This window comes from Ruminococcus sp. (assembly GCF_045129435.1).
GTDB lineage: Bacteria > Bacillota > Clostridia > Oscillospirales > Acutalibacteraceae > Ruminococcoides.
The window spans coordinates 1-12,381 of the sequence record NZ_JBGVJL010000006.1 but is presented as its reverse complement, the minus strand read 5'-3'; the positions used below and the strand labels follow the sequence as shown (position 1 = coordinate 12,381).

Sequence of the window (12,381 nt, the reverse complement as noted above, 5' to 3'; positions counted from 1 at the left end):
ACAATTGCTGTTCCTCAGTTCGTATCACTTCTTCTTATGAACCAGATGCTCCAGGAAAACGGTGCGTTCAATGTATTGCTTTCAAATATTACAGGACAAACGGTTGCAATTCAATGGCTTAACAATACTCCGTTGATGGCAAGACTTACAGTTATTATCGTTAACTGTTGGGTAGGTATCCCATATACAATTCTTTCAATGTCAGGTATTCTTATGAATATTCCTGAGGACCTTTACGAATCAGCTCGTATTGACGGTGCAGGCCCTGTAAAGACATTTACAAGCATTACACTTCCTTACATGCTCTTCGTAACAACACCACAGCTTATTACTCAGTTCGTTGGTAACATCAATAACTTTAACGTTATCTACCTCCTCACAGGCGGTGGCCCAACAACAGAGAAATTCTATCAGGCAGGTTATACAGATATCCTCGTAACATGGTTGTTCAAGCTCACTATGAACTCATCTGACTACAACCTTGCTGCGGCAATTGGTATTATCGTATTTATTATCTGTGCTGTGCTTTCACTTATTGTATTTAACTCATCTAAATCTGCAAAAGACGAGGAGGCGTTCTCATGATAAAAAGCTACAAACTCAGAAGAGGTTTGGCAAATACTTTTATCTACATAATCCTCGCTATTCTCGGATTTATTTGGATTTGCCCATTCATCTATCTTTTAATGCATTCATTCCGTGCAGAAGGTGTTACTGTAGTTAACTATCTCATTCCTCATGAGTGGACTTTCCAGAACTACATTGACCTTTTCACAAGCCACGGTACACTTAACTTTACAAGATGGTTTGTAAACACATTTGTTGTTGCATGCTTCAGCTGCGTAATTTCTACAATTTCTGTACTTATGGTAAGTTACGCATTCAGCCGTTTAAGATTTAAATCTCGTAAAAAGTTCATCAATGTTGGTATGATCCTCGGTATGTTCCCGGGCTTTATGACAATGATTGCTATTTACTACCTCTTAAAGGCTATGGGTCTTACTCAGCAGCTTGTTGCTCTTGTTATCTGCTACAGTGCAGGTGCAGGTCTTGGTTATCAGATTTCTAAGGGCTTCTTTGATACAATTCCAAGAGCTCTTGATGAAGCTGCTACCATTGACGGTGCAACTAAAAACCAGATTTTCTGGAAGATTATTCTTCCTATGTCAAAACCAATCGTAGTTTATACTGTACTTACATCATTCATAGGCCCTTGGACAGACTTTATTCTTGCTAAGATCATCATGGGTGATAAGCGTGACAACTACACAGTTGCTATCGGCTTACAGTTAATGATTAGTATTGACTTTAAGACACAGTACTATAAGCAGTTCCTTGCAGGTTCTGTAGTAGTTGCTGTTCCGATTACCCTCCTCTTCCTCAAGATGCAGAAGTATTATGTTGAAGGTGTAACAGCCGGCGGCGTAAAGGGTTAATCAAATATTTGATCACTTTAGGGTGGCAGTCTTTGGCTGCCGCCCTTTTTGGTTAAATGACTTAAATTAAAAAATGATATTGATTGTTGGGTAAATTATTGTTTAGAAGAAAGTTTCTGATAAATGATATAAAATTTAGGTCGAGCCTTTTTAAAGGCTCGTGGGTTTGGGCAAAGCCCAAGAAAAGTTGTTTTTATATCTCTCTATCGTGCACAAACAGCAACGCTGTTTGTGTGATACATCAAAGTTTGACAAAACAGGCGACAGCCATTAAAAAGGAATCATTCATTTATAAAGAAGAATAGCTTTTTGTGATGCTATCGCAAATTATAATGCTTTCGCCATTGTGTTCAATCCGCCAAACAGCAAGCTGTTTGGCTAACAAAACCTTGCGTTAGCGTAAAGTATTGTGGGCTTTGCCCACACCCACAACCTTTAAAAAAGGTTGACCAAATTTTTATTTCCGAGTATAAAGTCTGTGCTAATTCAAACAAAATTCCTCGACCGTTGTTAAACTATAACTTATCAATATCACCTCAACAAAAAAACAATGTTATTTACTAACAAAAACTAAAATTTCCTATTTAACATCAATGATTTTATAAGGAGAGTTTATGAAAAAAATATTTTCACTTTTACTTATTGCTGTAATTTCAGCAAGTGCAATTCTCACAGGCTGTAGTGCTCAGCCGTATGAAGATCCTGTAGATACCCTTACAGCCACTGCCTCAACTGACAAATATCGTAACTATTATCAGATATTTGTCAATTCCTTTGCAGATTCAAACGGTGATGAAGTCGGCGATTTGCAGGGAATTATTGATCATCTTGATTATCTTAATGACGGTGATCCTAACACCGGCAACGATCTCGGTGTTGACGGTATCTGGCTCACTCCGATTATGCCGTCACCATCATATCACAAGTATGATGTAACAGATTATTATAATATTGATCCTGATTTTGGTACACTCGATACCTTTGACAAGCTTTTGTCAGAATGCCATAAGCGTGGAATAAATGTTATTATGGATCTCGTTTTGAATCACGCTTCTTCACAGCATCCGTATTATTTAAAGGCTGTTGAAGAAGTGGAGCAGGGTAACCTTGACGGTTATGCTCAGTATTTTGAAATTCATCCGACATCCTACTTTGACACAGGTACTCAAACAAATTATCTTTCACATGCTATGGCTTGTGAGGCGAATTTTTCACCTGAAATGCCTGAGTGGAACTTAAATTCAGACAAAACACGAGAAGAATTTGCAAAAATTTCTAAATTCTGGCTTGACAGGGGTGTTGATGGTTTCCGTCTTGACGCTGTTAAGTATTTCTCAAATAAATCTACAGACGGCACAGAATTTTTAACTTGGTTTTACGATACCTGCAAGCAGGTTAATCCTGATGTCTATGTAGTGGGCGAAAACTGGGACGATGACTCTCAGATTCAAGAAATCTTTAAGTCAGGAATTGACAGCCAGTTTGCCTTTAAATTCTCACAGACAAGCGGTACACTTTCAACAGAAGTCATTGCTCAGCGTGGCACAGCTATTGCCAAAAAGGTAATGAATTACAATGACAAGATGTATGAAAACAATGAGAACTACATTCCTACTATGTTCCTTTCAAACCATGATATGGTGAGAAGTGGCAATTCACTTGAGCCAAAGGGCCTTAGCTATCAGAAGATGGCAGCTTCGGTTTATATGCTCTTCCCGGGCAATCCGTTCATTTATTATGGCGAGGAAATCGGCATTACTGCTCCGAATACAACTTCTGACTCTGCATATAGAACCCCAATGATATTTGACAGCAACAATTTGCCGAGCATATGGGTAAATGGTGTTGGTGATGTTGCCGAGGATACCAAGTACGGCGGTGTAAAACAGCAACAGGCTGATTCTAACTCATTGCTCAGCTTCTACAGCAGAATTATTAAGATTAAAAATCAAAACCCTGAGATTGCCCGTGGCAAGATTACAGGACTTGAAAGCTTTGACAATACTTCAATTTGTGCATATTATATTGAGTACAACGGTTCAAAGCTTATGGTTATTCACAATATGAACGCAGAAGAAAGTGCTGAACTTACAATTACTGATGCTATGATTGCAAATCCTGAAATCAGAGCTGAACTTGTAGCAAGCTATCCTGTTGATAAAGACGGTGCATTTACCTCTACCGAGGACGAAAATGCTGTATATCAGCACACTTCTATTAAAGACGGAGTGCTTACAATGCCTGCACAGTCAACTGTAATTTTAAAGACAGCAGAAAATTCAAAATAATCGCTTTAAAGTGTTAAAACCTATTGACATTTCATTTTTACAGTTATATAATATATATAAATTAAAAATTAAACCATTGAGCGAGAGTAGTAAGTTTAGTCAAAGCTTGCAGAGAGTCGGTGTGTGGTGCGAACCGATAGCAGAGATTTTTCTGAATGGACTCGTGAGGGCGGACCGAAAGAGTATTTGAGTAGTTTCCGACGGAACCTGACCGTTATAGCAGGAGGCATATGTCAGTATGCTGTGAGAGTGGGCGGATTTTCCGTCAATTTGGGTGGTACCACAGAAGTCGTTTCTGACCTTTGTCCCTTAGTTGGGGCAGAGGTCTTTTTGTTTATAAATTTATGAAAAAGGGTGAGAAAAATGATTAAACCGTCTTTTGATGAGGTAATGAAAATTAAAGATGAATACGATGTAATTCCTGTATATAAGGAAGTTTATGCTGATTCGGTCACACCGATTACCTTGCTCAGAAAAATTTTACAGAAGTCAGACAAGTGCTTTTTGCTCGAAAGTATTGAGGCAGGTGTAAAGTGGGGCAGATATTCTTTTATAGGCTGTAACCCAAAAGCAAGACTTGTATATAAGAACGGGGTTCTCACCATTACAGGCGAGGGTGAGGCAACAATTAAAACTGCCAAGCCTTACGAAGAAATTCGTAAATATATGAAAAATTATAAAAATCCTCGTTTTGAAGATTTACCACCGTTTACAGGCGGTCTTGTAGGATATTACGGATATGCAATGATTGCGGTAAGCGAACCAATTTTGAAGTTGCAGGAAAGCGAAACCAATGATTTTGACCTGATGCTTTTCGATAAGATTATTGCTTATGATCATCTTAGAGAAAAGATGACAGTCATTGTAAATATGAAAACCTATGACCCAAAGCGGCAGTATGACCAAGCTGTAAATGATATTAACGAAATTATCAGCACAATTACAGACCCGGCACCTCTTGTAAAGCTTGAAAGTGACAAGAATGTTGAATTTACAAGCACATACACCAAAGAAGAATTTTGCGATATGGTTAATAAAACCAAGGAATACATTTATGACGGCGACATATTCCAGTGCGTTGTATCCCGTAGATTTGAAACCGAGTACAAAGGCTCACTTTTGAATGCTTACAGAGTTTTGAGAATTACCAATCCATCACCGTATATGGTATATATGAACATTGAGGGTGATGAAATCATCAGTACATCGCCTGAAACCTTGGTTAAATTGCAAAACGGTGTTCTCAACACATTCCCGATTGCCGGCTCAAGACCGAGAGGAGCAGACAAGCAGGAGGATGACGCTCTTGCCGACGAGCTTATCAAGGACGAAAAAGAGCTTGCCGAGCACAATATGCTTGTTGACCTGGGCAGAAACGATATTGGTAAAATTTCAAAATTTAATTCTGTTAAGGTTACTTCATATCAGCAGATTTTAAGATATTCAAAGATTATGCACATTTGCAGTGAGGTTGAAGGAGAACTTAAAGACGGACTTGACGCATTTGATGCGGTTGAATCACTTCTTCCGGCTGGCACGCTTTCGGGTGCACCAAAAATCAGAGCTTGTCAGATTATAGATGAGCTTGAAAAAACACCTCGTGGAGTATATGGCGGTGCTCTTGGCTATGTTGATTTCAACGGCAACCTCGATACTTGTATTGCAATAAGAATGGCAGTTAAAAAGGGCAACAAGGTTTATGTTCAGGCGGGTGCAGGAATTGTTGCAGACAGCAATCCTGAGTCTGAGTACCTTGAAACCTACAACAAGGCACTTGCAGTAATTAATGCGGTTAAAAATGCAGGGGAGGTTGACGCATTGTGATTCTTTTTATTGATAATTACGACAGCTTTACTTACAATCTTGTTCAGTTTTGCGGAAGTATAAATCCGGATATAAAGGTTGTGCGAAACGATGAAGTTACTGTTGATGACATCAGAAAGCTAAATCCGTCACATATTATTCTTTCTCCCGGTCCGGGCTATCCAAAGGATGCCGGAGTTTGTGAAAGCGTAATTAAAGAACTTAAAGGTGAATATCCGATTTTAGGCATTTGCCTTGGACATCAGGCAATTTGTGAGGTTTTCGGTGCCAAAATAACAAGAGCAGTTAAGCTTATGCATGGCAAAAAGAGCAACATCAATCTTGACAATACCTGCAAAATTTTCGCAGGACTTCCAAAGGTAGTTGACGGTGCGAGATACCATTCGCTGATTGCCAAAAAAGACACAATCCCGGATGAGCTTATTGTTACAGCTGAGGACGATATGGGCGAGGTTATGGCAGTTCGCCACAGAGATTATGAAATTTACGGCTTGCAGTTCCACCCGGAGTCAATACTGACTTCTCACGGAATGGAAATGATAAAGAATTTTATTAACATTTAATTATAAAAGCGTTGAAAGGGTGACAAAAATGATTAAGGAAGCAATCAAAAAGGTAGTAGAGGGCAACAACCTTACTTATGATGAAGCAGCAGAAGTAATGAACGAAATGATGAGCGGCACAGCAACACAGGCTCAGACAGCAGCGTTTTTGACAGCACTCAGAATCAAGGGAGAAACCATTGATGAAATTACCGCATGTGCCACAGTAATGCGTGACAAGGCACTTCATGTAAAGAGAGATACCGATGTGCTTGATATAGTAGGTACAGGCGGTGACGGCACAGGTACATTCAATATTTCAACTACAGCGGCTTTTGTGGTTGCAGCAGCAGGAATTTCTGTTGCAAAGCATGGCAACCGTTCAATGTCAAGCAAAAGCGGTGCGGCAGATTGCCTTGAGGCTCTCGGTGTTAATCTTACAATCACACCTGAAAAAAGCGAAGAAATCCTTAAAAACACAGGTATTTGCTTTATGTTTGCACAGAGCTACCATTCATCAATGCGTTTTGTCGGCCCTGTAAGAAAAGAAATCGGAATCAGAAATATTTTCAATGTTTTAGGCCCTCTCACAAACCCTGCTTTTGCAAATTTACAGGTAACAGGTGTGTATTCAGAAGCACTTGTAGAGCCTATTGCAAGGGTTTTTGCAAACCTTGGTGTAAAGCGTGGCTATGTGTTCTATGGTATGGATGGAATGGACGAGGTAACAGTTACCGCACCTACAAAGGTTTGTGAAATCAATAACGGCAAGTTCAGCTCATACGAAATCACTCCGGAACAGTTCGGTATGCCTACCTACAGCAGTGCAGACCTTGTTGGCGGTGACGGCAAGGAAAATGCTGAGATTACTAAGCAGATTTTAAAGGGTGAGCTAAAGGGTGCAAAGAGAGATATTGTAGTGCTTAATTCGGCTCTTGGTATTTGTGCAGGAGGCAAAGCAGAGAGCATTGCCGAGGGTATTCGCCTTGCAGAAAGCTTAATTGACAATGGCAAAGCTTATGAAAAGCTTGAAGAGTTTGTAAAGGCTACAAATGAGTAATGGTGATACTATGATACTTGAAACTATAGCACAGGCAAACCGTGAACGCTATGCGGAGATTGAAAAGCAAGTACCGCTTGAGGAGATAAAGAGCAAGGCTCTTTCAATGAAAATTACTGATGAATTTCCTTTTGAAAAGGCACTTGCAAAGGACGGAATTTCTTACATTTGCGAAGTAAAAAAGGCTTCACCCTCAAAGGGCATTATTGCAGAAGATTTTCCGTATGTACAGATTGCAAAGGATTACGAAAATGCCGGAGCATCGGCAATATCTGTACTTACAGAACCGCAGTGGTTTAAAGGTAAGAATGAATATTTGCAGGAAATATCGCAGAATGTAAAAATTCCGCTTTTGCGAAAGGATTTTACAGTTTGCGAATATCAGATATATGAAGCAAAGGTAATCGGTGCGTCAGCGGTGCTTTTAATTTGTGCATTACTTGACACAGATACCATTAAAAAATGGATACACCTTTGTGATTCTCTCGGACTTTCTGCTCTGGTTGAGGCTCACACAGAAGAAGAAGTGCAGTCGGCATTAGATGCAGGGGCAAGAGTGATTGGCGTCAACAATCGAAATTTAAAGGACTTTACGGTTGACCTCACAACCTGCACAAGACTGAGAAAGCTTGTACCAAAGGAAATTTTATTTGTCGGCGAAAGCGGAATAAAAACAGCCGAAGATGTGCAGGAATTAAGAGATGCAGGAGTAAACGGACTTTTAATAGGCGAAACGCTTATGAGAAATGCCGATAAAAAGAAAGCACTTGAAGAATTGAACGGTGCGAAGTTATAATTAAAAGAGATTAATGATAAGGAGATAAAGCAATGTCGAAAGGTAAGTTTGGTGTTCACGGAGGACAGTTTGTTCCTGAAACCCTGATGAATGCCGTTAATGAATTTGAGGAAGCATACGAAAAATATAAAAACGACCCTGAGTTTGTTGCAGAGCTTGACACACTTATGCGTGAGTATGCAGGCAGACCGTCACTACTTTATTATGCAGAGAAGATGACAAAGGACTTAGGCGGTGCAAAGATCTACTTAAAGCGTGAGGACTTAAATCACACAGGTTCACACAAGATTAACAACTGTCTTGGTCAGTGCTTGCTTGCTAAGAAAATGGGCAAGACAAGAGTAATTGCCGAAACCGGTGCCGGTCAGCATGGCGTGGCAACTGCAACGGTTGCCGCACTTCTCGGACTTGAATGTGAAATCTTTATGGGCAAGGAGGATACAATCCGTCAGGCCCTTAATGTATATAGAATGAAGCTTTTAGGTGCTAAGGTGAATGCTGTTGAAACCGGCACAATGACACTTAAAGACGCCGTAAACGAGGCAATGCGTGAATGGACAAACAGAGTTGACGATACTCACTATGTACTCGGCTCAGTAATGGGTCCACATCCGTTCCCGATGATTGTAAGAGATTTTCAGAGTGTAATCGGTAAGGAAATCAAAGCACAGCTTCTTGAAAAAGAGGGCAGACTTCCTGATGTTGTTATGGCTTGCGTTGGCGGCGGCAGTAATGCCATGGGTGCTTTCTATGACTTTATCGGTGATGAGAGCGTTCAGCTTATCGGTTGTGAGGCAGCGGGTCTTGGTGTTGATAATCCAAAGAATGCCGCAACTATAGCAAACGGCACACTCGGTATTTTCCATGGTATGAAGTCATACTTCTGTCAGGATAAGTACGGTCAGATTGCACCTGTATATTCAATTTCCGCAGGTCTTGACTATCCGGGTATTGGTCCTGAGCACGCTAATTTAAGCGATACAGGCAGAGCAAAGTATGTGCCGGTTACTGATGAGGAAGCAGTTAATGCGTTTGAGTACCTTTCACGCACAGAAGGAATTATTCCTGCAATCGAGAGTGCACACGCTGTTGCACATTGCATTAAAATTGCTCCTGCTATGAGCAAGGACAGCATAATTGTTGTTAATCTTTCGGGCAGAGGCGATAAGGATGTTGCCGCTATTGCAAGATACAGAGGGGAGAATATTTATGAGTAAGATTAAAGATGCCTTCAAAAACGGCAAGGCTTTTATTCCGTTTGTAACCGCAGGTGACCCAGACCTTGAAACTACCGAAAAGCTTCTTATTGGTATGAGTGAAAACGGTGCGGATATTATTGAAATCGGTATTCCGTTTTCAGACCCTATTGCAGAGGGTGTTGTAATTCAGGAGGCAGACCTTCGTTCTTTGGCTGCCGGAACTACAACAGATAAAATTTTTGATATGGTAAAGAGAATCCGCCCACAGGTTAAGGCGACACTTGCAGTTATGACATATATGAACCCGATTTTTGTATATGGTACAGACGCTTTTATGGCAAAGTGTGCAGAGAGCGGAATTTCTGCTGTAATTGTTCCTGATGTTCCGTTTGAGGAAAAATTAGAGCTTCAGCCGTACTGCGACAAGCACGGAGTAGAGCTTGTTTCACTCATTGCTCCTACCTCACACGACAGAATCAAGACCATTGCCAAAGAATCACAGGGCTTTGTATATTGCGTTTCTTCAATGGGTGTAACAGGTGTGAGAAAAGAGATTACAACGAACATCGGCGAAATGGTTGAGCTTGTGCGTTCCGTAAGCGACACTCCATGTGCAGTTGGCTTTGGTATTTCAACTCCTGAGCAGGCAAAGAAGATGTCACAGTATGCAGACGGCGTAATAGTTGGTTCTGCTATTGTAAAAATTGTAGCCAAGTACGGCAAAGACTGCGTTGAGCCTGTCTGCGAGTATGTTAAGCAGATGAAAGAGGCAATGCAGTAATGAGCAGCGTTGAAGAACTTCAAAAGGTGATTGATGAAAGCCACAGAATTGTTTTCTTTGGCGGTGCAGGAGTATCTACCGAGAGCGGTATTCCTGATTTCAGAAGTGTTGACGGACTTTATAATCAAAAATATGATTATCCGCCCGAAACAATTCTCAGTCACACATTTTTTATGAAAAAGACAGAGGAATTTTACCGCTTTTACAAGGATAAAATGCTTTGCCTTGATAAAAAACCGAATAAAGCACATTATAAGCTTGCAGAGTTTGAAAGGGCAGGAAAGCTGAGTGCGGTTGTAACTCAAAATATTGACGGTTTGCATCAGGCGGCAGGCAGTAAGCGTGTATATGAATTGCATGGAAGTGTACTTAGAAATTACTGTATGAAGTGCGGTAAGGCATATACTGCTGAGTTTATAAAGGAGAGCAATGGTATTCCAAAATGCGAATGTTCGGGTACTATAAAGCCTGATGTTGTGCTTTATGAAGAAGGTCTTGACGATAAAACCGTAAACGGTGCGGTTAATGCCATTGCAAATGCCGATACACTCATAATTGCAGGCACAAGCCTTACAGTTTATCCTGCCGCAGGTATGGTAAGATATTTTAACGGAAGTAAGCTTGTACTTATCAATAGGGACGCTACGCCAATGGATAATGCCGCTGACCTTGTCTTTCACGAAAAAGTCGGAGAATTGCTTGATAAAATAAAAGTTAATGTATAAGTTGAAGGCTGTTGCAATAACAGCCTTTAACTTTGCCCAAAAATAATTCTTACTGTGAGCACACTCATTACCGCAGCGGTAAAATCTGCAAGCAAAGCGGCAACAAGCGTATGGCGAATTTTTTTTACCTTAATGCTGCCAAAGTACATTGCCACAGCATAAAAGGTAGTTTCAGATGAACCGGCAAGTACAGATGCAACTCTACCGGCAAAGCTATCCGGCCCGCAGTCTTCATACAAGGCAGTTAACAGTGCAGTTGAACCGCTTCCCGATACTGGACGCAACAGCACCATTGGTACTATTTCTTTTGGAAAACCTAAAATATCGGCAACAGGGGAGATAAAGTCGCAAATCACATCTATAGCACCGCTTGAGCGTAGCAAATCAACTGCAAACACTAAGCCTATTATTGTGGGTGCAATGCTGTAAAGCACCTTTACACCCTCTTTAACACCCTTTATGAACAAATCAAACACAGGTACTCTTTTTATAAGTCCGAACAGCACAACAATGCTTGCAAACAGGGGCATTATTATAGCCATAATACTACCTCGCTTTTTTAAGATTTAAGGTACAGGCAACAGTTAAAGCTACTGTAAGAGCCACCGCAGAGCTGATCCATATAGCGGTTATAACCTCAAAAGGAGCGTTACTGCCATAGCTTTGACGCAGGGTGGCAAGAGTGGTAGGCAAAAGCTGTAATGAAGCAGTGTTCATCACCACAAAAATTACCATTTCATTGCTTGCAGTGTCGCTATAGCCGTTTAACCTGTTAAGTTCGCCCATAGCCTTTAGTCCGAAAGGAGTGGCGGCATTGCCAAGCCCTAAAAGATTGGCACTAATGTTCATTGTAATGCTCTGAAAGGCTTCGCTGTCCTTATCAAGCTTAGGAAACAACGGTCGCAAAAGAGGTGCAAATATTTTTGAAATAAGTGCGGTAAATCCGCTTTCCTCGGCAATTTTCATTATGCCTGACCATAGGCAGAGAATACCTGCCATAGTGAGCAGTAATTCTATTGACGATGAGCCACTTTCAATTAGTGCAGTTGAAAGCGATTCGGTATTTCCGAGTAACAAGGCAGACGCAACGCTTACAATTATCAAGCCTGCCCACACATAACCAAGCATTTTTCTCACCTTTGCTTATGAATCAAAAAAATATTCTAAAAAATATGGCATTTTGACAAAAATCGTTACAAAATTGTATTTATAATTCTTAATTGGTAATTATTGACATATTAACCGTAAAATGGTATAATAATACAACAATATAAATTGTCAACCTGTACGACATACTTAGGTTACAATTAAAAAATAAGAACAGAAAACTGTTCAGATAAGGAGAAGATGTAATGATATTTACCAATTTCAGAGAAATTGATGGTGCAGGCAGAATTGTTATTTCTAAAGATATTCGCAATCATCTCAACATCAAAGCCGGCGATGTTCTTCACATCGAGGCAGATAACGATTGCATAACAATTAAGAAAGCGGAACAAAAGTGTACTTTCTGCAATTCTTCTGAAAATCTAAAATGTCTTATGGGTAAGTATGTTTGCTCAAAGTGCATTGATGAGCTTAATAAGTAATTAGGTAAAAAAAGGGTAGGAAACACCGGCAGTTGTATTTGACTGTCGGTGTTTTTTTCTCTTATAAAATATATAGAAAATATTTGTGATTTATGATTGATATTAAAAATTTCTTAATCAGAGGTAAGGAAAAACAGTGCC

At 40.2% G+C, this 12,381-nt stretch carries 13 protein-coding genes and 1 other annotated feature; of the genes, 11 read left to right on the top strand and 2 right to left on the bottom strand.

Translation table 11 applies throughout. The features are described 5' to 3' along the window. The 10 genes from ACJMMI_RS00275 to ACJMMI_RS00230 all read left to right on the top strand — a co-directional run. On the top strand, window positions 1-585 hold a 585-nt coding region (locus ACJMMI_RS00275), incomplete at its 5' end, for an ABC transporter permease subunit (protein ID WP_405352394.1). After that, window positions 582-1,436 (top strand): sugar ABC transporter permease, encoded by an 855-nt coding sequence (locus ACJMMI_RS00270; RefSeq protein WP_405352392.1) that lies wholly within the window; start codon window positions 582-584, stop codon window positions 1,434-1,436. The genes ACJMMI_RS00275 and ACJMMI_RS00270, both read left to right, overlap by 4 nt. Window positions 1,437-2,050: 614 nt before the next feature. Next, entirely contained in the window at window positions 2,051-3,724 is a 1,674-nt protein-coding gene (locus tag ACJMMI_RS00265; protein ID WP_405352391.1) for an alpha-amylase family glycosyl hydrolase, read from the top strand. Window positions 3,725-3,791: 67 nt separating this feature from the next. Further along, window positions 3,792-4,037: a binding site (T-box leader), on the top strand. Between the two features lie 50 nt (window positions 4,038-4,087). Continuing rightward, window positions 4,088-5,548: an anthranilate synthase component I gene (gene trpE, locus ACJMMI_RS00260; protein ID WP_405352389.1), complete on the top strand. Its 1,461-nt coding sequence runs from the start codon at window positions 4,088-4,090 to the stop codon at window positions 5,546-5,548. Next, on the top strand, window positions 5,545-6,111 hold the full coding sequence (locus ACJMMI_RS00255) for an anthranilate synthase component II (RefSeq protein WP_405352388.1): 567 nt from the start codon (window positions 5,545-5,547) through the stop codon (window positions 6,109-6,111). Before trpE ends, ACJMMI_RS00255 begins: the two co-directional genes overlap by 4 nt. A 28-nt stretch (window positions 6,112-6,139) precedes the next feature. Continuing rightward, complete coding sequence (gene trpD / locus ACJMMI_RS00250) at window positions 6,140-7,150, top strand: anthranilate phosphoribosyltransferase (protein ID WP_405352386.1); 1,011 nt, start codon at window positions 6,140-6,142, stop codon at window positions 7,148-7,150. Window positions 7,151-7,160: 10 nt separating this feature from the next. Beyond that, on the top strand, window positions 7,161-7,946 hold the full coding sequence (trpC, locus tag ACJMMI_RS00245; RefSeq protein WP_405352384.1) for an indole-3-glycerol phosphate synthase TrpC: 786 nt from the start codon (window positions 7,161-7,163) through the stop codon (window positions 7,944-7,946). A 32-nt stretch (window positions 7,947-7,978) separates the two neighbouring features. After that, window positions 7,979-9,163 (top strand): tryptophan synthase subunit beta, encoded by a 1,185-nt coding sequence (gene trpB, locus ACJMMI_RS00240; protein WP_405352382.1) that lies wholly within the window; start codon window positions 7,979-7,981, stop codon window positions 9,161-9,163. Next, entirely contained in the window at window positions 9,156-9,926 is a 771-nt protein-coding gene (gene trpA / locus ACJMMI_RS00235) for a tryptophan synthase subunit alpha (RefSeq protein ID WP_405352380.1), read from the top strand. Before trpB ends, trpA begins: the two co-directional genes overlap by 8 nt. After that, window positions 9,926-10,651: an NAD-dependent protein deacylase gene (locus ACJMMI_RS00230; protein WP_405352379.1), complete on the top strand. Its 726-nt coding sequence runs from the start codon at window positions 9,926-9,928 to the stop codon at window positions 10,649-10,651. The genes trpA and ACJMMI_RS00230 overlap by 1 nt, the downstream gene beginning before the upstream one ends. Before the next feature lie 26 nt (window positions 10,652-10,677). On the opposite strand, the gene ACJMMI_RS00225 is transcribed toward ACJMMI_RS00230, so the two are convergent. Together ACJMMI_RS00225 and ACJMMI_RS00220 are read right to left on the bottom strand one after the other, a co-directional pair. Further along, on the bottom strand, window positions 10,678-11,193 hold the full coding sequence (locus tag ACJMMI_RS00225; protein ID WP_405352377.1) for a spore maturation protein: 516 nt from the start codon (window positions 11,191-11,193) through the stop codon (window positions 10,678-10,680). Between the two features lie 4 nt (window positions 11,194-11,197). After that, window positions 11,198-11,779 (bottom strand): nucleoside recognition domain-containing protein, encoded by a 582-nt coding sequence (locus ACJMMI_RS00220; RefSeq protein WP_405352376.1) that lies wholly within the window; start codon window positions 11,777-11,779, stop codon window positions 11,198-11,200. A 224-nt stretch (window positions 11,780-12,003) separates the two neighbouring features. Between ACJMMI_RS00220 and ACJMMI_RS00215 the strand changes: the two genes are divergently transcribed. Next, a complete protein-coding gene (locus ACJMMI_RS00215; protein ID WP_405352374.1) occupies window positions 12,004-12,240 on the top strand; it encodes an AbrB/MazE/SpoVT family DNA-binding domain-containing protein in 237 nt (78 codons plus the stop codon). Window positions 12,241-12,381 lie beyond the last annotated feature (141 nt).

Bases quoted from the DNA above. Each gene is read 5' to 3' on its own strand.
- ACJMMI_RS00270 (WP_405352392.1), top strand. From the start codon at position 582: ATGATAAAAAGCTACAAACTCAGAAGAGGTTTGGCAAATACTTTTATC.
- ACJMMI_RS00265 (WP_405352391.1), top strand. From the start codon at position 2,051: ATGAAAAAAATATTTTCACTTTTACTTATTGCTGTAATTTCAGCAAGT.
- trpE (WP_405352389.1), top strand. From the start codon at position 4,088: ATGATTAAACCGTCTTTTGATGAGGTAATGAAAATTAAAGATGAATAC.
- trpD (WP_405352386.1), top strand. From the start codon at position 6,140: ATGATTAAGGAAGCAATCAAAAAGGTAGTAGAGGGCAACAACCTTACT.
- trpC (WP_405352384.1), top strand. From the start codon at position 7,161: ATGATACTTGAAACTATAGCACAGGCAAACCGTGAACGCTATGCGGAG.
- trpB (WP_405352382.1), top strand. From the start codon at position 7,979: ATGTCGAAAGGTAAGTTTGGTGTTCACGGAGGACAGTTTGTTCCTGAA.
- trpA (WP_405352380.1), top strand. From the start codon at position 9,156: ATGAGTAAGATTAAAGATGCCTTCAAAAACGGCAAGGCTTTTATTCCG.
- ACJMMI_RS00230 (WP_405352379.1), top strand. From the start codon at position 9,926: ATGAGCAGCGTTGAAGAACTTCAAAAGGTGATTGATGAAAGCCACAGA.
- ACJMMI_RS00225 (WP_405352377.1), bottom strand. From the start codon at position 11,193: ATGGCTATAATAATGCCCCTGTTTGCAAGCATTGTTGTGCTGTTCGGA.
- ACJMMI_RS00220 (WP_405352376.1), bottom strand. From the start codon at position 11,779: ATGCTTGGTTATGTGTGGGCAGGCTTGATAATTGTAAGCGTTGCGTCT.
- ACJMMI_RS00215 (WP_405352374.1), top strand. From the start codon at position 12,004: ATGATATTTACCAATTTCAGAGAAATTGATGGTGCAGGCAGAATTGTT.